Raw genomic sequence first — 19,347 nt, 5'->3', positions numbered from 1 at the left:
AGTTCGTTCCTTGATAGTTATCATGGTAAGTATTATCGTAATCGTACGACACGATCGGAGATTGCCATGACTGAAGATGAACTGTTTGCCCGTCGCCCGATGGGGATGCGTATGGCCATGGTCGTGCGCCAATGGCGTTCTATCATCGATCATGCGATTACCGACACCGGCTTGACCCAGTCCAGCTGGACGGTGCTGATGCAGCTGCATCAGCTGGGTGATAACGTCTCAGTCAGCGAGCTGGCGGAAATGCAGGGGATCGAACTGCCGCCGCTGATGCGTACGCTCACCCTGCTAGAACAGCAGGGCTACCTGCTGCGGACGGTATCGCCGTACGATAAACGAATTCGCCTGCTGACGCTGACCGACGAAGGTCGGGCGGTGCTCCAGACGCTAAACCAGGTGATTGAAGCCTTACAGGCGCGCGTGTCCACCGGCATTCCCGCCGCTGACATGGCGAAGTTTAGCGACACCCTGAATCAAATAGCCTGCAATCTGCGGAATATCCGCGAAGAAAATAATAAAACCGAATAACACCATGATGACGCCAGAACAGAAATTTGCCCGCTGGGTAAGGGTGAGTATTGCCTCTTTCCTGCTGATGTTTGCCTATTTTATCGTTGCCGATATCTGGATCCCGCTCACGCCGGACTCCACGGTGATGCGCGTGGTGACGCCGATTTCGTCCCGCGTTTCCGGCTACGTCTCGCAGGTGTATGTGCACAACAACAGCACGGTGAAAAAGGGGGACCTGCTGTATGAGCTGGACCCAACGCCGTTCCAGAATAAGGTCGATGCCGCGACGCTGGCGCTGGCCCAGGCAAAGCTGAGCAATCAACAGCTGGACGCGCAGATTGCCGCCGCCGAGGCCAACCTCAAAACTGCCCAGCTTACCGCGCGTAACGATCGCGTGACCTACGATCGCTATCAAAGCCTGAGCCGGATGCAAAACGTCTCGCAGGCCGATCTCGATAAGGTGCGCACCACCTGGCAGACCAGCGAGCAGTCGGTGAGTGCATTGCGCGCCTCGATTCACAATCTGCAAATTCAGCGCGGCGAGCGCGATGACCGTCGCAACGTCACGCTCCAGCAATATCAGACCACATTGCGGGAAGCGCAGCTCAATCTCGAGTGGACGAAAATTCGCGCTGAAGCTGACGGCACCGTCAGTAATTTGCAGCTGAGTCCCGGCCTGTACGCCTCGGCGGGCAGCCCGGTGATGGCAGTGGTCAATCAGCAGACCGACATCGTCGCCGATTTCCGCGAAAAAAGCCTGCGCCACACGCGTCAGGGAACCGACGCGGCGGTGGTATTTGATGCTATGCCGGGTAAAGTCTTCGCCGCGCGAGTGACCAGCAGCGACGCCGGGATCCTTGCCGGTCAGGAAGAGGTGAACGGCGAGCTATCGCAGCCGGAGCAATCTACCCGCTGGGTGCGCGACGCGCAGCGTATGCGCATTCACGTGGCGCTGGACGAGCCGCTGGAGAAAACCTTGCCGACCGGCGCGCGCGCTACCGTTCAGCTATATAACAGCGAAGGCGCGTTTGCCCGCTTCTTCTCCGGTCTGCAAATCCACCTGATAAGCTGGTTGCACTATGTCTATTAACACCCTCGCGCAGGTCTTTACCCCTCACGGCAATATCGTCTACACGGCGAACGATTTCCGTCAGACCTTGCGCATCTCTTTTGCCGGTATGCTGGCGTTGAGTATTTCGAGCTTTTTCGATACCCAGTACGGCGTTTTCTACGTGGTTTACCCGCTGCTGCTCACCGCGCTGGTGCCGGTGTTTAATCGCCATGTGGCGAAACAGTTTATCTTTAGCGCTTCGCTAAACTGCCTGGAAATGGTGCTGATCATCGGCTATTTGAGCCAATGGCCGGTGATGATGACGGTAGTGGTATTCGCGCTGTACGTCATGCGTTTTCGCTTTATGAGCAAAGGGCCGCTGTTCCTGTTCGGCTCGATGGGCGTGGTGTGCCAGAGCGTGATGCTCAACTTTATGAGCTACCCGACGGCCAACTGGCATACGCTGCTGTTTTCAAATATCGAAGCCAGCGTTCTGGCGGTGGCGCTCAGCGCGCTGATGCATTACCTGATTCCGGATGCTGAGCCGCGCAAGCCGCCGCCGCTGATTGAAAAAGACGCTGCCCGCGTGCGCCATGAATCGCTGCTCTCCGGCAGCGTGGCGACGATTATCTTTATCGTCTTTCAGATTAGCGATCTTAGCGACTCGCTGTCGGCGCTGATGGCGGGGATTCTGATCCTGTTCCCCATGCACTACCGCGGCGCGGTGATCAGCTCCATCTGGCGCGTCGCTGGCGTGGTGCTGGCCTGCTTGTACATCCTGGTGGTGCAACTGATCCTCTACGATCACAGCAGTCACATGCTGTTGATGATGCCGTTAATTGGCCTGGGGCTGGCCTTCAGCGCGCGGCTGCATGTGATGGAAAAAGTGGGGGCGGGCGTTGGCTTTGCCAGCATCACCACCATCGGCATTATGTTCGGCCAGAATCTGCAGCCGGACGGCGACCTGGTGTTCAGCGATCTCTACCGCGCCACCTCGGTCACGATTTCGCTGCTGGCCACGCTGACGATGGTGTTTATTCTGCACCGCCTGCTCAACTGCTTTGCGCCAACGCGCTTTATTGTGAAGTAGCGCACTTCAGGACGCTGATTGTTCTCTACCATCTGTGTTTACAATAGCCGCTCGCCGAGGTGGCGTGATGGAGAGAGACAATGTGGAAGACGCGTGCGCTGGAACTGAATAACCAGGAGTTCTGGAACTGGGACAAAGCCTGCCAGCTGGTGCAGTGGGCGGCCCGCCATGAGTTTACGACCGTGGTGGTGGGGCAAACGGACCTGTTTGATAAGCTCGTTTCGCCGAAAGGCTACACCCCGCATCAGTACAACGATCGCCTCTCCAGCCAGCAGCGCGCGCGCTGCGTGTACCTCAACCGGCTGGCCGGTTACTGCCAGCAGCATGGGCTGAAATTTTATCTTCAGGCCAAAGAGCTCAGTTTTCCCGCTGACCTGCTGGCGGCGCACCCGCAGCTGATTGATAAAGACGGCAGCATCCGCTTCGACGTCGAATTCTGGTGTCAGTATCTGGCGGATAAACTCACCTTACTGTGTCAGCAGATCCCGGCGATCAGCGGGCTGCTGGTGGCGCTTTCCAATACCGACGGCCTGCTGCCGATCTCCCGCCCCAACTGGGAGCTGACCGGCCAGGACGACCCGTCGCCGCATATTGATCCCCGCAGTCTCTCCCGCTATACCCAGTGCTTCAGCGCTATGGCTCGCGCAGTGATGCGTGAAAATAAGCACCTGGTGCTGCGCGCTTTTCCGGCGGGTAACCACGATATCAGCAACGTGATGGAGGCCATCCGCACGTTGCCGGAGTGCGTTTCGGTGTCCATTAAACTGACGCCGGAGCGCTTCTGGCCAACCTTCCCCAACAACCCGGCGCTGCTGGATGTCGAGGACCGCGATGTGTGGGTGGAGCTGGATCTGGTGGGGGAAGAGGTGGGCTGGGGCGTGTTCCCCTTCCCGCGTATCGATGAGCTTCAGGGCCGCTTGCTGTGGTGCCGGGGCAACCCCACGATTACCGGCGCGGTGTGCAAAACCAGCTGGGAAGGGGTCGATAACCACTGGGTGATGGGCACGCTGAGCGAATGCAACCTGGTGGCCTGTAGTCAGATTCTGGCGCGGGAAAACGAGCATCTGACCCGCGCGGCGCTGCTGACCCACTGGCTGGATGAGTGCTACGGCTGGCGTCCCGATGAGGCAACCTTCGACGAGTTTCAGTCGCTGATGGGCCAGGCCGGGCAGGTGCTGTATCAGGCTATCTACGTGCGCGACCACGTCTTCCATCGCCACAGCCAGGTGCCTGCGAGCTATGGTCAGGCGGTGTGGAGCCTGTACGGTCAGCTTAACCGCAACCACTGGCTACCCGGCTCGGAGCGCGATATTTTCTTTAGCGCCAGCGACGTCGAGACCTCCGCGCGTAACCTGTCGCTGATTGCGGAAGAGAAAGACAGCGCCTGGCAGGCGGCGGTAACTCTACGCGAACAGGCGCTGGCCTTTGCCGACCGCGCGGCGTTTCCCTTCTCGTTGCACCAGCGCTGGCAGGAAGAGTGGCAGGGATTTGACCTCTACTGTCTGCTGTTCCGTCACGCGCAAAAAGCCTTTTTCACGCTGCACTTCGCGCGGCTGGTGGAGAACAGCTGGAGCATGCGCGAGATTTGCCAGGTGAATATTCAGGAGCTGTACCGCTGCGCGGCGGAAATGGACAGCTTCTGCGCCCGACATACCGAGGCCTCTCCGGGGCTGCATGTGATGTTCGATCCCACCCGTGTGCGCATGCTGGCCGATAGCCTGAGCCATGAACTGACCCAACTGAAGGGGTAAAATGTGATTTACCTCACGAATCATTAAGTGCATTTCGCCGGGGAACGTGAGTTTTCCCGGCATTCATCGTCACACAGACTCTGCTGGTGTGACTCTTATCACGTTTTATCCTTCCGGCGGCAAGAGATTGTGAATGACCAGGCAGTTCCGCGAAGGCGCGCGCTCCTGCGCATAGCATGCTTCCCATCCTTTCCAGAAAATAGCGCTTAATTATTTAGCGGTTATTGAGGAAACAACGATGAGGCTGATTGCGGGCGAGGCGCTGACGCGCTTTACGGTGTCACTGCCGCACCATGAACGGTTTGCCGAATTCTTTACCGGTGAATCGGTAGATGAGCCGATGGACTATCAGTTCGCCAACGGCAAAGGCCCGGCGCAGGAATCCTTCTGCCGACGCATCTTCCGTCGCGACACGGCTTTGCGCACGGTGTCGCCAGCGCGTGCCTTACCGGCGGCGGCTGTCACCTGGACCGGGGCCAGCAATACCGTCACCTTCTCCGGCGTACAAAACGTAGCGACCCACTGCCAGCGCTGGCTGCGCGTGACGCTGCATGCGCCGCAGGCAGGCGATTATCCGTTCGAGATTGCCACCTGCGGCGGCGTGCGTATCTGGCGTGATGACCAACAGGCCGTGTGCTTTACGCCGTTCACCCGCAACACGCTGCAAACGCAGGTTGTTGATATTGCGCTTCAGCAGGGGGAAAACGCGCTGCTGATTCATCTCGATGAGCTGTTTGAGCGCGACACGATCTTTGCTTTGCGCATGATCTACCTGGGCGACACGCCGCTGGACGCGACGCTCCCGAGCGTGAATAACGCTGACGTCGACACGCTTCAGGCGGTGCTGGACTCGCTGCCCGCCACGGCGACCGCGCAGCATCAGCAGTTGAATCTGCCCTGCCAGGCAGAGCGTGCGCTGCATCTGCGTGGCGCTATCCATAGCCTGGGTAACGACGTCATTGCGACCTGTCCGCTGGATTTTGGCGTGGTCGAGAGCGATAGCTCGGGGCTGGTGTTACCCCTCCCGGCAAGCGTTGAAATGGGGCACTACCGTCTTGAACTGACCGCTCGTTTGGGCGACGTCACCATGAGCCGCAACCTGAGCCTCACCGTACTGGCCAACGACGTCCTGCCCGGCGGTGAAGGCGTGCTGGAGACCCGTAAGCGCGTGGCGCTGAGCTATATCGCCGAACACGGCGTGCCGCGCACTGGCCGCCTGCTGGCAATGCTGCACGTTGGCGACAGCGGCCCGCTGGCGCAGGAACTGCTGATTAGCACGCTCCAGCGCATCAGCGCTCGCCAGGACTGCTCGGATTTCTCGATGGTGCCGCTGCTGTGGATCTGGCATGACTTCCACGGCGAACACTTCCCGGCGGTGCTGTGGAAACGCGTGCGTTCCGCCATTGTCGGCTATCGCTACTGGTATGACGAACTGGGCAACGATGTGATGTGGTACTGGAGCGAGAATCACGCGCTCTGTTTCCACACCGCTCAGTACCTCGCCGGGCAGATGTTCCCTGATGATCTGTTTACTGCATCGGGGCGTCGCGGTCGCGAGCAGCAAGCGATCGCCACCCAGCGTCTGCATGCCTGGTTTGATGCGGTTGAGCAGCAGGGTTTCGTGGAGTGGAATTCGGCCCCGTATTACCCGGTAGACTACATCGGCCTGTTCGCGCTCTATCAACTGGCCGACGACGCCACGCTGCGCCAGCGCGCGCGCCATCTGATTGACCGTCTGATGATGACCAGCGCGCTGCACTACCAGTCCGGTATTGCCGCGGGCACCATGGGGCGTGTCTATGAGAAAGAGCTGCTGGCAAGCCAGATGAGCGAGCTTTCCGCCTTTGGTCACGTCGCCTGGGGCGGCGGCCGCGTCAACCGTAAGTGCGCCTCGCTGCCGTTCTTTTGTCTGAGCGACTATGTGCCGCCCCTGGAATCCGCGCGCTATGCGCGTCTGAATCACGGCACGCTGAGCGCCCACTACCAGTGCGGCGGCGGCAATATTGTGGCGTGGAAGCAGCCGGCGGTGAGCCTCTCCAGCTGTGTCGATCATCATACCGGTGCGCGTGGGCATCAGCAGCATCTGGTTGATGTGCAGTTTGCTACGCGACCGGACGCTCGCCTGTGGATTAACCACCCAGGCGACGTTGCGCCGGGCAGCGAAGCGCGTCCTTCCTTCTGGGCCGGTAACAGCGTGCTGCCGCGGCTGATGCAGGTAGAAAACCGGGCGCTGATGTTGTGGCAGTTAGACGAACATGACGTGCTGGGCTGGACGCATCTCCACCTGTGCAGCGAAGCCTATGACGAGGTTCGCCCGCTGACGCAAGGCTACGCGATGCGCGCAGGCAACGCGTTTGCCGCCGTGCTCTGCTCGCAGCCGCTGACCGTTATCGGTGATGAAGTTCGTGCTGAAGGCCGCCGCGTTGCGTGGTGGCTGGAAGTGGGCGAGGGCGATTTTGAAGCTTTCTGCCAGCGCGTTCAGGGTCTGCGCATTGCGCACCAAGGGGACGTCGCACGCCTCAACGATGGTCAACAAACGCTGATGCAACTGAGCTGGCAGGGTGAATGCCTGCACAACGGCGCAACCGCCGCGTTCCCGACGCTGGTGGGCAATGAACTTCAGATTACGCTGTCAGGAGACGCGCAATGAACAATGCAATATTAAGCCGTCTCCTGGAGCAGGTGGTTCAGGGCTTCTGCCGCCTGAAAAACATGGGCGAAGTCGACACCAGCGGCGGCGAGGGGTTTGCCATCCACTTTGAAGAATGGGAATGGGAGGTGGGCGTTGGCCTTTACGGTTTCTGGCAGTACGCCCGCCAGCAGAACGATGCCAACCTGCAACAGTCGATCCTCACATGGTATGAAGATCAGCTGGCGAAGGGGCTGCCGGAGATCCAGATCAACACCACCGCGCCGATGATCACGCTCGCGCTGGTAGCCGGACATACCGGGCGCGACGATCTGCTGAAAGTAGTCAACGACTGGGCCGATTCCCTGCTGCGCACGCTGCCTAAAACCGAAGAGGGCGGGTTCCAGCACGTGGTAAAAGAGCAGCCGAACACCGGCCATCTGTGGGACGACACGCTGTTTATGACCTGCCTGTTCCTCGGTACGGCGGGCGTGGTGCTCAAGCGTAAAGATCTGATCGATGAAGCGTCTTATCAGTTCCTGCTGCACACCCGCTACCTGTGCGAACCGGCGAGCGGCCTGTGGTATCACGGCTGGACGTTTGTCGGCAAACACCACTTCTCCGAAGCCTTCTGGGCGCGCGGCAACGCGTGGATCACCGTGGCAATCCCGGAGTTTATCGCCCTGCTTGGCGATAGCCTCGACGCCAGCGTGAAGCGCTATCTCTCGGTGGTGGTGGCGCGGCAGGTCAATACGCTGTGCGAACTACAGGCTGAGAATGGGATGTGGCATACGTTGCTCGACGATCCGCTGTCGCCGCAGGAATCCTCCGCCACTGCCGGGATCGCTTACGGCATGCTGCGCGGCGTGCGGATGGGGATCCTCGACGAGAAAGTGGCGGAACATGCGATGCGAGCCTGGCACGCGCTGCGCGACAGGATCGACGAAGGCGGGATCGTGCTGGAAGCCTCAAAAGGGACGATGGTTGGCCCGGATCTGCAATACTACTGCGATATCGCTATGGCCCCGGTGCCATATGCCCAGGCGCTGATGATGCTGCTGCTGCTGGAGTTGCAGCAGGAGAAGTGGAGCCATTAAGCTGCGGGGCGTGCCGGATGGCGCTGCGCTTATCCGGCCTACGGGCGATTCTGTAGGCCGGGTAAGGCGAAGCCGCCACCCGGCAAAACCGTGGGCGGTTATGCTTCGCCCGGGTTGTGTGATGGTGCAGGGAATGTATGCAACAGTTGAAAACCCTCGTCGCAGCCGTAAATACTCTCCGTCGCGCCGGGAATCACCCAGCGCAGTTCGTCACCCTGCGGGCAATGCAGATAAATACACAGCCCACAGCCGCCGCGCAGCTGGCGCGGAATATCCGCCACCCGAAAGGTGATGCCCGCCGCCTGTAGCGCTTTGCGGGTTTGCACCACCCCGAGCGTGGAGTGAAACAAAAACAGATACTCCGTCATTTTTTCACCCGTTGCCCGATCATCGCTGCGCCGATCGCCCCGGCAAACTGCGCGTCCGGGTGCGTCTGCACCGGCATATTCACATGCGCCGACAGCATTCTGCTAAATGCCGCGCAGTGGCTGACACCGCCGGTAAACAGCAACGGCCCCTGCGCCGACAGCCTGCCGATAAAGTTGGCGCTGCGCCGCGCCATAGCGTTGACGACGCCCGCCAGAATCGCCTCTGGCGGCACGCCCGCCGAGCGCAGACTGATCACCTCGGACTCGGCAAACACCGTGCACATGCTGGTAATGGCGTGGGGTTCAACGCCTTCCGTCAGCGCATCCAGTTGCTCGACGCTGGCACCCAGCGTGCGGGAAATCACTTCCAGGAAGCGCCCGGTGCCCGCCGCGCATTTGTCATTCATCAGGAAATCGGTGAGATTGCCCTCTTCATCCAGCTGAATCACCTTGCTGTCCTGACCGCCAATATCAATCACCGTGCGGGTTTCCGGTAGCAGCAGCCGTGCGCCGCGCCCGTGGCAGGAGATCTCCGTTACCTGCTTATCGGCAAAATCAACCAGCTGGCGGCCATAGCCGGTGAGCGTCAGGAACGGCCGCGCTTCCAGCCCGGCGCGCAGCGTCTCCCACGCCTCAACGATCGCGTCAGCGGGGCGAAACGGTGTAGGGGTGAGGAAGCGACGGCGGATAACGCCGTCTTCCAGCAGGATACCTTTGGTGGCGGTTGACCCTGAATCAATGCCTATTGATAGCGTCACGCGTGCTCCTACAGCATTTCAATAAAGGCCGCGACGCGGGTACTAAGCTGACCGATATCGGCGGTGGAGTAGTCGGTTTCAATGGCAATGTAGGGAAGGTTATGCTGCTGGCGCACGTGGCGCTTAATCGCCATCGATTCAACGGCATAGGTATGGCAGGCCTGCAAAATCACGTCCACCACGCCGTCGGCCTGGTACTCTTCCACCATCTGGCTGAGCAGCGTTAAGCGCTGGTCGTTAGGCGAGATACACGAGCAGCCGATGGCGAGATACTTGTCGGTGAGCGCGTCGTACACGTCGCCGTCCTCGTCGACGCAGCGCTCGGTGGCTTTAGCGCCGGTGCAGTTTTCAAAACCGACCACCCAGCCGCCGTTATCCTCAATGGCTTTCACCACTTTCTCCGCCGCGCCGCCGATCGGGCAGCCGGTGATCAGAATGCGCGGGCGGGCGTCCAGCCGCTTGCCGTTTTCCCACTCCTGACGCACGCGCTCGGCCATGCCGTTCAGCTCGTCAATCAGCGTCTCTTTATCGAAGCGGAAGGTTGCGCCGTACACCACTTTCAGAATATCGCTGCCGCTGAGCGCCGGAGGATTGAGCTGCCCGACGCGGTAGAAGTTAGCCAGCGCCCGGCGCTCGCGGTTTTTGAGGGCGATGGCCTCGCGCAGGGAGGCTTCGGTAATCGCCGTGCCAAAACGTGCTTCAACCGCCTGCTGGAGGCGCAGAATCTCCGCTTTCCACAGCGCGCGGGAGGCGGCATCGGCGGCGCTGTTCGGTAGCTGCATCACGTGTACCGGCTTAAACTCGGCCATGTACTCGTACATCTTCTTCTTGCCATCGCAGGTGGTTTCACCGACCACCAGATCGGAGAAATAAAAGTAGGGGCATTTATCGGTTTTGCCGAAGCCGTAGCTGCTTTTGATCAGCGGACAGAGGTTGCGTGGCAGGTCTTTTTCGGCCTCTTCAATGGTTTCATCAGAGGTGGAGCACAGTGAGACCACTACCGCGCCCGCCGCCATCGGAATTTCCTGCGGCATAAAGGTGCAGTAGGTGCCGACCAGCGGCGTGCCTTGCTCTTTGAGATCCATCACGGTAAGAAAGCCTTTCTGGCGGGCTTCGGAGAACTGATCGAAAATGGCGGGTAGATCGGTGATAAGCGACATGATTTTCCTTCCCCGTAACACGGGAGACGATAAAATGAGCCGCTATTATAACCACGTATAATTTGTGGTTATATTGATCCGCGATCCGCTTAGAGAATTTTCTTCAGATCCATCTCTTCCTGAATGCGTTCGCTCCACGCGAAGTGGGTACGAATCGCTTCATCAATCCCGGCGTTATAAAAGGCCGGCCCCAGTTTTTCGATAATAAAATCAATAAAGAACTCGGCGTCGAACTGCTCCAGCTCGAGGTCGAACTGTTTTTCGCAGTAGTCGGTCAACTGGTCGCGCAGCTTCTCGCGTTCGGCAGGGGTAAGGGTGATTTCCGTGGTCATAGTGGCTCCTGTGTATTGCCGTCTGGCAGCTATCAATATCACAAACTCGACTTTGTCACCCGCCTGGATATTTCTATATTCGGGTTTCTGACGATTTTAAAGGGGCGCAATCATGACTGCTGTGAACACTGCTGATACCGATTTTCCTTTATTAAATTTACGTCGCGTGGCGGGCAATATCGGCGCGGAGATCCGCGATATCCGTCTTTCCGCCGAGCTGGATGCTGAGACTTTCGCCCAGCTCGACGCGGCGCTGGTCAAATACAAAGTGCTGTTCTTCCGCCAGCAAAGCCATCTTACCGATGCCGAACATCAGGCCTTCGGCGCGCGTTTTGGCAAAGTTGTCGCCCACCCGACGGTCCCTTCCCCGGAAGGCACCAAACTGTTTGAACTCGACGCCTCCAAAGGCGGCGGCCGCGCCGACTCCTGGCACACCGACGTCACCTTCGTTGACGCCTTCCCGAAAATCTCCATCCTGCGCGGCGTCACCATCCCGGAATATGGCGGCGACACCGTGTGGGCCAACACCGCTCGTGCCTACGAACAATTGCCGGAGACGCTCAAGCGCTTCGTCGACACCCTGCACGCGGTGCACAGCAACGACTATGACTACGGTGCCGAGCGCACCATCGTCGAAGCGCACCGCCTGGCGCATCACCAGAAGGTATTTGTCTCATCGCTGTGGGAAGCCGAGCACCCGGTGGTGCATGTCCACCCGGTCAGCGGCGAACGTGCGCTGTTACTCGGCCATTTCGTGAAGCGTCTGGTGGGCTTTAGCTCGCGGGAATCCGCGCAGCTGTTCGAATTGCTGCAAAACCGCATCACCCGCCTCGACAACACCGTGCGCTGGCAGTGGCAGCAGGACGACGTGGTGATTTGGGATAACCGCAGCACCCAACATTACGCGGTCAACGACTACGGCACCCAGCCGCGCGTGGTGCGCCGGGTGACGGTGGAAGGGGAGATTGCGATTGGTGTGGATGGCAGCCGCAGCCGCACGGTTTCAAAACCGCAGGATGCGGCGAATGGGGAAAGTGCGGTGAGTGCGGCGTCGTAATACTAGCGTTGGGCGGTGGATTCATCCCATTCCATCGCCACCTTCACCGCCATCCCCAACTGCACCATCACCTCCCGATGCTTCTCGATTGGCGGCAGCGCGCAGTTGATCCTTAAGCAGTTCCGGTATTTCCCCGACGCCGAAAACAGCGATCCCGGCGCGACCTGGATCTTCATCCGGCACAGTTGCTGAGCGACGCACACCATATCGACCTGCTCCGGCAGCTCTACCCACAGCATAAAGCCGCCGGTCGGGCGGGTCACGCAGATCCCGCAGGGGAAAAACTCGCGCAGCCAGCAGGTGTAGATCTCCAGGTTGCGCTGGTAGATCTGGCGCATGCGGCGCACGTGGCGGTGGTAGTGGCCTTCGCGGATAAAGTTGGACGCCGCCAGCTGCGTGGAGGGGACGTTGGTGCCGCTGGCGGCATACTTCATCTGCAACAGCTTATCGTAATAGCGACCGGGGGCTATCCAGCCGATGCGCAGGCCAGGCGCGATGGTTTTGGTAAATGAGCTACACAGCATCACCCGGCCGTCGATATCCCACGAGTGGATGGTGCGCGGGCGCGGATAGTCGGTGGCCAGTTCGCCGTAGATGTCGTCCTCGAAAATCACAATATCGTAGCGCTGCGCCAGGTTTAGCACCGCGCGTTTGCGGGCGTCGGGCATGATAAAGCCCTGCGGGTTGTTGCAGTTGGGGACGAGGATCACCCCTTTGATCGGCCACTGATCGAGCGCCAGCTCCAATGCTTCGACGCTGATCCCGGTATTGGGATCGGTCGGGATCTCGATCGCCTTCAGGCCCAAACCGCGCAGTAGCTGCATGGTGCCGTAATAGGTGGGGGATTCTACGGCGATAATATCGCCCGGCTGGCACACCGACAGCAGCGCCAGCGACAGCGCGTTGTGGCAGCCGCTGGTGATAACCAGATCGTCAGCGTTGACGACCGAGCCGCCGTCAAGCATCAGGCGAGCGATCTGTTCGCGTAGCTCACGACGTCCGGCCAGCTCATCGTAGTTCAGCACTTCACTGATATTGTGTTGCACCACGCGGCTCATCTCGCGCCATAGCGGTTTGAGGGTGGACTGGGTGACGTCCGGCGAGCCGCCGCCGAAGGGTATGATGGATTTATCGCTGCGAGCCTCCAGCATGTTCAGTACCTGATCCCACTGGGTGATCTCCACCGGACGCTGCACCGGGCGCGACATATGAGGCACCGGCGGCTGCGCTTTCTGCGGCGCGACGAAGTAGCCGGAGCGCGGCTGTGGCGTAATGAGCTGGCGCTGCTCCAGCATCTGATAGGCCTGCTGCACGGTGCTGATACTCACGCCGTGTTCCTGGCTCAGGCTACGTACGGAGGGAAGCTTTTCGCCGTGGCGATACAGCCCTTGTTCAATTCGCTCGGCCAGCAGGTTGGCCAGATGTTGGTAACGCGTCATTGCTGTATCCCCGTTTGTCGCCATACAGATGAAAAAATCAGTACAGTCAGGCGAAAAAAACCGCACGCAGGTATCGTTTTAGCGAATCTGTATGTTAAAGAAAAGTGTTTTTTGAATCTGTATTGCAACAGCAGAAATCCGCGAAGATAAAGCCTCTGGCAAGGTGAGGAGGCAAAGTATGGAATTTCACGAGAATAGAGCGAAACAGCCGTTTATTGGGTTTGTGCTGGTGTGGCGATTTGTCAAAAGCTGGTGGCGCGTGCAGCAAACGCGCCGCATATTGCAGCGAATGAGCGACGAACAGCTCAGAGATGTGGGCTTACGGCGAGATGAACTGCGTTAACATTTGGGCGGCGTCGCCGAACACGCCGCCCATTCTCGTTTTAGCCCAGGATAAATTGCCACAGGATCCAGCCGCCAAAGCCGATCAGGATACCGCCCGCGGTGCGCTCGATTTTCCAGATCAGATTTCCCAGACGCCGCTGAACCTGCGGCAGCGCGAGCAGTATCACCAGCAGTAAATCCCACAGCAGCACCACGCTGGTCATCCAGATACCGCAGGCCGCCTGTTGCGCCACGGTGACGTTCGGCCCAAGCAGCGCGGTCATCAGCGCCAGATAAAACAGCGCGTTTTTCGGGTTCAGTAGCGAAGAGGCGAGCCCTAAAAGCAGCTGTTTCGCGAGCGAGGGGCAGATTTGTGCGCAATGGCGCCATTCGAGCGGTGCGGCGCGGCTTTTCAGCAACGCGTAGCCTATCCACAGCAGATAGGCGGCGCCCAGTAGCTCAATGATGTCAAAGAGCAGCGGCGCCTGGCGCAGCAGCCCGGAGCCAATTACCACCAGCAGGATATACAACCCGTTGCCCGCCGCGATGCCCAGGCACAGCCCGACGCTGCCGCGCAGGCGATAACGGACGGCATAGCCCACCAGTAAAAAGAAATCCGGCCCGGGGCTCAGCAGCGCCATAAAATGCGCCAGCGCCAGCGCGGGAAACGCCGGGGGAAGTAACGTTGTGACCTGTTCCATAGCGACCTCAGTGAAAATACTGAAGGCAGCTTATGCCGGCTTACGCGCTAATTATTGTCAGATATTGATCGGCCAAGCGCGTACTGGCGCGGCGTGGCGGCGGTGTAGCTGACGAAGGTTTTATGGAAATGACTCTGGTCGGCAAAGCCGCTTTGGTAGGCGACATCGGCGATATCGTCCCCGGCGCGCAGCCGTGCTTTGGCGTACTCCACGCGGGAATTATTGAGAAAGCTGCCGGGGGTCAGGCCCGTATCCTGCTTGAACGTTCGGATTAGGGTCTCTTTGCGCAGCGAAAAGCGCGTGGCGAACTCATCAAGAGAGGGCGGAGATACGGGGTTAGCCAACAGCGCCTGCTGCAATTGCTGGCTGGTGGCGCGCAGCGTTTCTTCACCGTTCGCGCTCAGTGAAAGGGCGGATAACAGCGCGGTCAGCGCGTCGGTGGACATCTGCTCGACCACGTTGAGATACAGACGGAACAGCGCGCCGTGGCGAATCACCTGTCGGGCTAATGGCAGTGGCGTGTCGATGTAGAGCATATGGTAGCTGCGCGGTTTCCCCTGTATCGGGTTGCAGCTATGCGGCGCGTGGGCGGGGATAACGATAAGGTCTCCGGGGGATAAAAGATACTCCAGCCCGTCACAGACGCAGCGCGTTCCGCCTTCGAGAATCGCCCCTATCGAGAGCTGCGGGTGGCTGTGGCGCTTGTAGGCCTGCGTGCTCTGCCAGGTGCTGCGCCGCTCAAGTCCAGGCAGTCGGGTGAAGGTCTGATGAATATCGCGTGGTGTGGTCATTCGTTCGTCCCGGCGGTTTTTTATTTTTATACCACATCAGGAAAAAGCGGGCAGGGGTGTGTGAAAATCAAACGATTCGCTTTAGATCACATTAACAGATTTAATGTATCAAATAACTGCTATCAGACTCACAGTTCGCACTGAAACTATTCGCCTGATATAGATAAGTGCTGCTTCACAGCTAGTATCAACTCGCTAATCATACACCTGCAAGAGGATACAATGAAAAATACAAATCGTATGATCGTGAACTGTGTTGCTGCTTCCCTGATGTGTTCCTGGAGCCTTACCGCACTGGCGGCAGGTACCCAGACCGAGGTCAAGATTGTTCGCGATGAATACGGCATGCCGCATATTTACGCTGATGATACCTATCGGCTGTTTTACGGCTATGGCTACGTGGTGGCGCAGGATCGCCTGTTCCAGATGGAGATGGCGCGACGCAGCACGCAGGGCACGGTCTCTGAAGTGCTTGGCAAGTCGTTTGTGTGTTTTGATAAGGACATTCGCCAGAACTACTGGCCGGACTCTATTCGCGCGCAGATCGCCGCGCTTTCTGCGGAAGATAAATCTATCCTGCAAGGCTATGCCGACGGTATGAACGCCTGGATTGATAAGGTGAACGCCAACCCCGGCAAGCTGCTGCCAAAACAGTTTGCCACCTTCGGTTTCGCCCCGCAGCACTGGCAGCCTTTTGATGTAGCGATGGTTTTTGTCGGCACCATGGCGAACCGCTTTTCTGACAGCACCAGCGAAATTGATAACCTGGCGCTGCTGACCGCTCTCAAAGACAAGTACGGCAAACAGCAGGGGATGGCGGTCTTTAACCAGCTGAAATGGTTGGTTAACCCGTCCGCGCCGACCACCATTTCCCCTGAGGAGAGCCACTACCCGCTCACCTTCGACCTTCAGAACACGCAAACGGCAGCGCTGCTGCCGCGCTATGATCGCCCGGCACCGATGCTCGACCGGCCAGCAAAAGGCGCCGATGGCGCGCTGCTGGCGCTGACGGCGGGGCAAAACCGGGAAATCATCGCCGCGCAGTTTGCGCAGAGCGGGGCCAACGGGCTGGCGGGCTACCCGACAACCAGCAACATGTGGGTGATTGGCAAAAGCAAAGCGCAGGATGCAAAGGCCATTATGGTCAACGGCCCGCAGTTTGGCTGGTACGCGCCTGCGTATACCTACGGCATTGGCCTGCACGGCGCGGGCTATGATGTCACCGGGAATACGCCGTTCGCTTATCCAGGGCTGGTGTTTGGTCACAACGGTACGATTTCATGGGGGTCTACCGCCGGTTTCGGCGATGATGTCGACATTTTTGCCGAAAAATTATCGAAGGATAAACCGGGCTATTACCAACATAACGGCCAGTGGGTGAAAGTGCTGAGCCGCGAAGAGACCATTAAGGTCAAAGACGGCCAGCCGGAGACCTTTACCGTCTGGCGCACTCTGCACGGCAACGTGATTCAAACCGACCCCGCAACAGAAACGGCCTACGCCAAAGCGCGCGCGTGGGACGGCAAAGAAGTGGCCTCGCTGCTGGCGTGGACTCATCAGATGAAGGCCAAAAACTGGCAGGCGTGGACGCAGCAGGCGGCAAAACAGGCGCTGACCATCAACTGGTACTACGCCGACGTTAACGGCAATATCGGCTACGTGCATACTGGCGCGTACCCTGACCGCCAGCCGGGCCACGACCCGCGCTTGCCGGTGCCCGGTACCGGCAAGTGGGACTGGAAAGGGCTGCTCTCGTTCGATTTGAACCCGAAAGTGTATAACCCGCAGTCGGGCTATATCGCCAACTGGAACAACTCACCGCAAAAAGATTACCCGGCGTCCGATCTGTTTGCCTTCCTGTGGGGCGGCGCGGATCGCGTGACCGAGATTGACCGCATTCTTGATAAGCAGCCGCGCTTTACCGCCGATGAGGCCTGGGACGTGATCCGCAAAACCAGCCGTCAGGACCTGAACCTGCGGCTGTTCCTGCCCGCGCTGAAAGACGCGACGGCTAGCCTTCCGGTGAGCGACCCGCGTCGTCAACTGGTGGATACGCTGGCGGTCTGGGATGGCAGCAACCAGCTGAACGAAGGCGGTAAAACCTATCAGCAGCCGGGGTCGGCGATTCTGAATGCGTGGCTGACCAGCATGCTGAAGCGAACGGTGGTCGCGGCGGTGCCGAAGCCGTTCGGCGACTGGTACAGCGCCAGCGGCTATGAGACGACGCAGGACGGGCCCACCGGCTCGCTGAACATCAGCGTGGGGGCGAAGATCCTTTATGAGGCGCTGCAGGGGGAGAGGTCGCCAATTCCACAGGCGGTCGATCTGTTTGGCGGAAAACCGCAGCAAGAGGTGGTGCTGGCGGCGCTGGACGATGCCTGGCAGACGCTGTCAACACGCTACGGTAATGACCTGAACGGCTGGAAAACCCCGGCGATGGCGCTGACTTTCCGGGCCAACAACTTCTTCGGCGTGCCGCAGGCGGCAGCGGAAGAGGCGCATCATCAGGCGGAATACCAGAACCGTGGCACGGAAAACGACATGATCGTATTCTCACCGTCATCCAGCAAAAGCCCGGTGCTTGCCTGGGACGTAGTCGCGCCGGGTCAAAGCGGGTTTATTGCCCCGGACGGCAAGGCGGATAAACACTATGACGATCAGCTGAAAATGTACGAGACCTTCGGGCGAAAATCGCTGTGGTTAACGCCGCAGGAAGTCGACGCGCACAAGGAATCGCAGGAAGTATTGCAGGTGAAGCGGTAATCGATGAGCTGTCATTCCCCGTCTTGTCCGGCGGGGGATGTTAATTCGGAAACCTCCGTTTATACCCAACTTTACGCCCATATCCAGTCATCTTGACTACGCTTAATACCCTAAGCGGTAAAACAAGGAGACGCAATATGGCTTACCAGACAGTTAATCCTGCCACTAACCAGCTTATTAAGGAATACCCCTCGCATAGCGATGCGGACGTTGAAGCGGCGCTGAAGGCCGCCGACGCGCTCTATCACTCCGACTGGGCGAAAGGTGATATAGACCAACGCTTGCCGGTGCTGCATAAGCTTGCCGATCTGATTGACGAGCGCGCGGAGGAGCTGGCTAAAATCGCCAGCCAGGAGATGGGCAAACTGATTGAACAGAGCCGTGGCGAAGTGAAACTCTGTGCGCAAATTGCCCGCTACTACGCCGATAACGCGAAGCAGTTTTTAGCGCCGGTGAAGTACAAATCTGAATTGGGCGAGGCGTGGGTAGAGCATCACCCGATTGGCGTGCTGATGGCCGTTGAGCCGTGGAATTTCCCGTATTACCAACTGATGCGCGTACTGGCGCCGAACCTCGCGGCGGGTAACCCGGTGCTGGCCAAGCACGCCAGCATTGTGCCGCACTGCGCAGAGACCTTTGCGCACCTGGTCCGCGAAGCGGGCGCGCCGGAAGGGGCGTGGACTAACCTCTATATCTCTCAGGATCAGGTGGCGAAGATTATCGCCGATGATCGCGTACAGGGGGCGGCGCTGACCGGCTCGGAAAAAGCGGGTAGCGTGGTGGCCGCACAGGCGGCGAAGCACATTAAAAAATCGACCCTCGAGCTGGGCGGTAACGACGTGTTCGTGGTGCTGGACGACGCGAATCTGGAAAAAGCGGTGAAAATTGGCGTCAATGCCCGCTTGAATAACGCCGGGCAGGTTTGTACCGCGGCGAAGCGCTTTATTTTGCATGAGAAAATCGCCGATGCCTTCCTGGAAAAATTCACCGACGCCTTTAAGCAGGTGAAGATTGGCGATCCGCTGGATGAAAGCACCACGCTGGGGCCGTTGTCCTCGAAGGATGCGCTGGAAACGCTGACCAAACAGGTGAACGCGGCGGTGAAAAATGGCGCGAAACTGCACTTAGGCGGTAAGCCGGTGCAGCGTGACGGCAGCTTTTTTGAACCGACCATTCTGACTCATATCACCCGCGATAATCCGGCGTACTTTGAAGAGTTCTTTGGCCCGGTGGCGCAGATTTATGTCGTGAAGAGTGACGACGAGGCGGTGGCGCTGGCCAACGACTCCCACTACGGTCTGGGCGGCGCGGTGTTCAGCCAGGATATTGAGCGGGCGAAGAAAATGGCCTCGCGCATTGAAACCGGTATGGTCTACATCAACTGGCTGACCGATACCGCGGCCGAGCTGCCGTTTGGCGGCGTGAAGCGTTCCGGCTACGGGCGCGAGCTGTCGGATCTGGGGATTAAAGAATTTGTGAACCAGAAGCTGGTGGTGGTGCGGAAATAGCGGCGCGTTGAT

At 59.1% G+C, this 19,347-nt stretch carries 17 protein-coding genes; 10 read left to right on the top strand and 7 right to left on the bottom strand.

The genetic code is table 11. The features are described from left to right. The first annotated feature begins 66 nt into the window (after window positions 1–66). The 6 genes from K7B04_RS02025 (at window position 67) to K7B04_RS02000 (ending at window position 8,134) form a co-directional block, all read left to right on the top strand. Entirely contained in the window at window positions 67–534 is a 468-nt protein-coding gene (locus tag K7B04_RS02025; RefSeq protein ID WP_163448860.1) for a MarR family transcriptional regulator, read from the top strand. A gap of 4 nt (window positions 535–538) precedes the next feature. Then, the gene (locus tag K7B04_RS02020) at window positions 539–1,606 is read left to right on the top strand and encodes an HlyD family secretion protein (RefSeq protein WP_064547065.1); all 1,068 of its coding nucleotides are present in this window, start codon (window positions 539–541) and stop codon (window positions 1,604–1,606) included. Continuing rightward, entirely contained in the window at window positions 1,596–2,657 is a 1,062-nt protein-coding gene (locus tag K7B04_RS02015) for a DUF2955 domain-containing protein (RefSeq protein WP_167576976.1), read from the top strand. The genes K7B04_RS02020 and K7B04_RS02015 overlap by 11 nt, the downstream gene beginning before the upstream one ends. Window positions 2,658–2,737: 80 nt before the next feature. Continuing rightward, window positions 2,738–4,408 carry a hypothetical protein gene (locus K7B04_RS02010; protein WP_167576975.1) on the top strand — a complete coding sequence of 557 codons (1,671 nt, stop codon included), beginning with the start codon at window positions 2,738–2,740 and terminating at the stop codon, window positions 4,406–4,408. A gap of 238 nt (window positions 4,409–4,646) precedes the next feature. After that, window positions 4,647–7,058 carry a hypothetical protein gene (locus K7B04_RS02005; RefSeq protein ID WP_223803403.1) on the top strand — a complete coding sequence of 804 codons (2,412 nt, stop codon included), beginning with the start codon at window positions 4,647–4,649 and terminating at the stop codon, window positions 7,056–7,058. After that, entirely contained in the window at window positions 7,055–8,134 is a 1,080-nt protein-coding gene (locus tag K7B04_RS02000) for a glycoside hydrolase family 88 protein (protein ID WP_167576973.1), read from the top strand. Before K7B04_RS02005 ends, K7B04_RS02000 begins: the two co-directional genes overlap by 4 nt. 98 nt (window positions 8,135–8,232) lie before the next feature. Here the strand turns inward: K7B04_RS02000 and K7B04_RS01995 are convergent, their stop codons facing one another. From K7B04_RS01995 to K7B04_RS01980, 4 genes are all read right to left on the bottom strand, one after another. Then, the gene (locus K7B04_RS01995) at window positions 8,233–8,502 is read right to left on the bottom strand and encodes a DUF3343 domain-containing protein (RefSeq protein ID WP_223803402.1); all 270 of its coding nucleotides are present in this window, start codon (window positions 8,500–8,502) and stop codon (window positions 8,233–8,235) included. After that, on the bottom strand, window positions 8,499–9,260 hold the full coding sequence (gene yjiL / locus K7B04_RS01990) for a putative 2-hydroxyacyl-CoA dehydratase activator YjiL (RefSeq protein ID WP_223803401.1): 762 nt from the start codon (window positions 9,258–9,260) through the stop codon (window positions 8,499–8,501). The genes K7B04_RS01995 and yjiL overlap by 4 nt, the downstream gene beginning before the upstream one ends. An 8-nt stretch (window positions 9,261–9,268) precedes the next feature. After that, window positions 9,269–10,420, bottom strand: coding sequence for a double-cubane-cluster-containing anaerobic reductase (locus K7B04_RS01985; RefSeq protein WP_223803400.1), 1,152 nt, complete (start codon window positions 10,418–10,420; stop codon window positions 9,269–9,271). 89 nt (window positions 10,421–10,509) lie between these two features. Next, window positions 10,510–10,752 (bottom strand): DUF2164 domain-containing protein, encoded by a 243-nt coding sequence (locus K7B04_RS01980; protein ID WP_064547081.1) that lies wholly within the window; start codon window positions 10,750–10,752, stop codon window positions 10,510–10,512. Window positions 10,753–10,864: 112 nt separating this feature from the next. Between K7B04_RS01980 and K7B04_RS01975 the strand changes: the two genes are divergently transcribed. Further along, entirely contained in the window at window positions 10,865–11,809 is a 945-nt protein-coding gene (locus K7B04_RS01975; protein WP_223803399.1) for a TauD/TfdA family dioxygenase, read from the top strand. A 2-nt stretch (window positions 11,810–11,811) separates the two neighbouring features. Here the strand turns inward: K7B04_RS01975 and K7B04_RS01970 are convergent, their stop codons facing one another. Then, a complete protein-coding gene (locus K7B04_RS01970; RefSeq protein WP_163448851.1) occupies window positions 11,812–13,248 on the bottom strand; it encodes a PLP-dependent aminotransferase family protein in 1,437 nt (478 codons plus the stop codon). A gap of 178 nt (window positions 13,249–13,426) precedes the next feature. Here K7B04_RS01970 and K7B04_RS01965 point away from each other — a divergent pair, with 178 nt between their 5' ends. After that, entirely contained in the window at window positions 13,427–13,591 is a 165-nt protein-coding gene (locus tag K7B04_RS01965; RefSeq protein ID WP_223803398.1) for a DUF1127 domain-containing protein, read from the top strand. Window positions 13,592–13,631: 40 nt separating this feature from the next. On the opposite strand, the gene K7B04_RS01960 is transcribed toward K7B04_RS01965, so the two are convergent. Together K7B04_RS01960 and K7B04_RS01955 are read right to left on the bottom strand one after the other, a co-directional pair. Then, window positions 13,632–14,273 carry a LysE family translocator gene (locus K7B04_RS01960; protein ID WP_223803397.1) on the bottom strand — a complete coding sequence of 214 codons (642 nt, stop codon included), beginning with the start codon at window positions 14,271–14,273 and terminating at the stop codon, window positions 13,632–13,634. A 47-nt stretch (window positions 14,274–14,320) separates the two neighbouring features. Next, window positions 14,321–15,064: an AraC family transcriptional regulator gene (locus tag K7B04_RS01955; protein WP_223803396.1), complete on the bottom strand. Its 744-nt coding sequence runs from the start codon at window positions 15,062–15,064 to the stop codon at window positions 14,321–14,323. Window positions 15,065–15,286: 222 nt separating this feature from the next. Between K7B04_RS01955 and K7B04_RS01950 the strand changes: the two genes are divergently transcribed. Next, complete coding sequence (locus K7B04_RS01950; RefSeq protein WP_223803395.1) at window positions 15,287–17,827, top strand: penicillin acylase family protein; 2,541 nt, start codon at window positions 15,287–15,289, stop codon at window positions 17,825–17,827. Between the two features lie 137 nt (window positions 17,828–17,964). Then, window positions 17,965–19,335, top strand: coding sequence for an NAD-dependent succinate-semialdehyde dehydrogenase (locus tag K7B04_RS01945; RefSeq protein ID WP_223803394.1), 1,371 nt, complete (start codon window positions 17,965–17,967; stop codon window positions 19,333–19,335). Window positions 19,336–19,347 lie beyond the last annotated feature (12 nt).

This window comes from Kluyvera sp. CRP (assembly GCF_019930565.1).
Taxonomy (GTDB): Bacteria; Pseudomonadota; Gammaproteobacteria; order Enterobacterales; family Enterobacteriaceae; genus Kluyvera; species Kluyvera georgiana_A.
This window is presented reverse-complemented; position numbering and strand designations above follow the sequence as displayed.

What these genes read in the sequence shown, in the direction of transcription:
- K7B04_RS02005 (WP_223803403.1), top strand. Translation starts at nt 4,647, where the DNA reads ATGAGGCTGATTGCGGGCGAGGCGCTGACGCGCTTTACGGTGTCACTG.
- K7B04_RS01955 (WP_223803396.1), bottom strand. Translation starts at nt 15,064, where the DNA reads ATGACCACACCACGCGATATTCATCAGACCTTCACCCGACTGCCTGGA.
- K7B04_RS01995 (WP_223803402.1), bottom strand. Translation starts at nt 8,502, where the DNA reads ATGACGGAGTATCTGTTTTTGTTTCACTCCACGCTCGGGGTGGTGCAA.
- K7B04_RS01980 (WP_064547081.1), bottom strand. Translation starts at nt 10,752, where the DNA reads ATGACCACGGAAATCACCCTTACCCCTGCCGAACGCGAGAAGCTGCGC.
- K7B04_RS02010 (WP_167576975.1), top strand. Translation starts at nt 2,738, where the DNA reads ATGTGGAAGACGCGTGCGCTGGAACTGAATAACCAGGAGTTCTGGAAC.
- K7B04_RS02025 (WP_163448860.1), top strand. Translation starts at nt 67, where the DNA reads ATGACTGAAGATGAACTGTTTGCCCGTCGCCCGATGGGGATGCGTATG.
- K7B04_RS01970 (WP_163448851.1), bottom strand. Translation starts at nt 13,248, where the DNA reads ATGACGCGTTACCAACATCTGGCCAACCTGCTGGCCGAGCGAATTGAA.
- K7B04_RS01945 (WP_223803394.1), top strand. Translation starts at nt 17,965, where the DNA reads ATGGCTTACCAGACAGTTAATCCTGCCACTAACCAGCTTATTAAGGAA.
- K7B04_RS02000 (WP_167576973.1), top strand. Translation starts at nt 7,055, where the DNA reads ATGAACAATGCAATATTAAGCCGTCTCCTGGAGCAGGTGGTTCAGGGC.
- K7B04_RS01950 (WP_223803395.1), top strand. Translation starts at nt 15,287, where the DNA reads ATGAAAAATACAAATCGTATGATCGTGAACTGTGTTGCTGCTTCCCTG.
- K7B04_RS02020 (WP_064547065.1), top strand. Translation starts at nt 539, where the DNA reads ATGATGACGCCAGAACAGAAATTTGCCCGCTGGGTAAGGGTGAGTATT.
- K7B04_RS01985 (WP_223803400.1), bottom strand. Translation starts at nt 10,420, where the DNA reads ATGTCGCTTATCACCGATCTACCCGCCATTTTCGATCAGTTCTCCGAA.
- K7B04_RS01960 (WP_223803397.1), bottom strand. Translation starts at nt 14,273, where the DNA reads ATGGAACAGGTCACAACGTTACTTCCCCCGGCGTTTCCCGCGCTGGCG.
- K7B04_RS01975 (WP_223803399.1), top strand. Translation starts at nt 10,865, where the DNA reads ATGACTGCTGTGAACACTGCTGATACCGATTTTCCTTTATTAAATTTA.
- K7B04_RS02015 (WP_167576976.1), top strand. Translation starts at nt 1,596, where the DNA reads ATGTCTATTAACACCCTCGCGCAGGTCTTTACCCCTCACGGCAATATC.
- K7B04_RS01965 (WP_223803398.1), top strand. Translation starts at nt 13,427, where the DNA reads ATGGAATTTCACGAGAATAGAGCGAAACAGCCGTTTATTGGGTTTGTG.